General features: G+C 35.4%; 2 protein-coding genes. Both read right to left on the bottom strand.

Translation table 11 applies throughout. The features are described from left to right. A partial coding sequence (locus tag U9Q18_04105) for a tyrosine-type recombinase/integrase (GenBank protein ID MEA3313539.1) occupies positions 1-351 on the bottom strand: 351 nt, incomplete at its 3' end. Between the two features lie 213 nt (positions 352-564). Next, positions 565-1,494 (bottom strand): TaqI-like C-terminal specificity domain-containing protein, encoded by a 930-nt coding sequence (locus U9Q18_04110; protein ID MEA3313540.1) that lies wholly within the window; start codon positions 1,492-1,494, stop codon positions 565-567. Positions 1,495-1,598 lie beyond the last annotated feature (104 nt).

The raw sequence follows: 1,598 nt of genomic DNA on the forward strand, positions 1-1,598 counted from the left end.
AGTTCCCTGTTCTAATAAATGTGTTGCAAAACTGTATCTTAACATATGTGGAGTAACATTTTTATTTGTTCCAGCCTTTGTTACTCCTTTTTTTAGAATATTTGCAATACTTGTTGGTGAATATTTCCCGCCAGAAGCACCTTCAAATAAATATTCTTTAGGTTTATATATTTTATAATAGTTTTCTAATAATTTAAGGAAATTATTAGAAAGTAGAGAAATTCGATCTTTATTACCTTTTGCTCCAATAATATTTATAACCATCCTATCTGAATCAATATCAGAAATCTTTAAATTAATTAATTCGTTCCTTCTCAATCCTGCTGAATAAGAATTGAAGGGGTCGAACATTTTACATTTGCTCCTTTTTCAATGTTTCCTTAACTTCTTCTGCCATCTTTAAGCAATTCTATTCTTTTTCATCTTATTTTCAAATCTTTTAGCTACTTGAGAAATTTAACTTGCTTACTTTACTTAATAAGACTATTCATTTTTTGATAAAGCGCACCTGTCTGCGTGCCTTGCCTGCCTGCTGCGCCGCGGCGCAGCAGGCAGGCAAGCTGATCAATATTCTCCTTCAACAATGGCGATTTCCTCCTCTGTCAACCCGTATAATTTATAAACCATCTGGTCAATTTCGTTCTCCAATGCGTTGGTGTCGGCTTGCGGATCGGATTTTTTCAGGGAAAGGATCTGGTCGACATGTGCAACGAAAGGTTGTTGATCGGTATTGGAAAGTTCAGGAGGAATTGGGAAAGGCATCAGATAATTTGTTTTGAAGCGAAAATAGTTGCCTCGCAATATAGAACCAGTCGCAGTCACAAAATACCACAACAATTTTGAATTAAGCAAAGCCAAGTAATATTTCATTGACTCATTTGAGTTCCTTTTAAAAGCAAAACTATATATTGTAGTAGTATGATAGATTCCTTTATCATCAAGAGACATTTGGCACATAGAAGCGATATCCGGTGTTACAATTTTCTCCCTTTCAAATTCAGTTAGATTTTTGGGGTATATGTAGGCATAGAATTTATCGTGTTTCATTCTGCCACGTTCTCTATTTTCCAATTCCTTTCTATTCTCAAGCAAATACTTCCATGCCATCGGAAAGTACTTTTTTATTTCATTCTGCGAATAAAGAATCGCTTTACCATTCTCAATTTTATATGGGAAAATGTTCCATATGTTGGGCGCAAGCATCAAGTAACGATGAACATCCGCGCCTTTTAAAAGAGGTTTTACAAAGCCTTTCTCAATTGTTATTTCCTTGTTCAATGATTTTGAATAAGCTGTAATGACACCATCTTTTTCAGCAATGTGCTCAAGGAAATAGATTTTGTCCGCACTGGTGGCAATACCTTGAAAAATTTTCTCACAAACATCAGAAAGGGTTCGAGGCTGCGTCCTTAATTTGGAAAGGATTTCGTTGGCATGACCAGCAGAGAAATGCCATTCCTTTTCACTAACATCAGATACTGTGATAAAAGTCAAGCACAAATCCCCCTTTTTAATAAAAACAAACTTACACATCAATAGTCTGCTCTTGAAACGGTTTCTTACTCATATACACAGCATGCGCAGTCAGTAATAGTTTT

The sequence above is a fragment of the Caldisericota bacterium genome (genome assembly GCA_034717215.1).
In the GTDB taxonomy this organism is placed as follows: Bacteria; Caldisericota; Caldisericia; order Caldisericales; family Caldisericaceae; genus UBA646.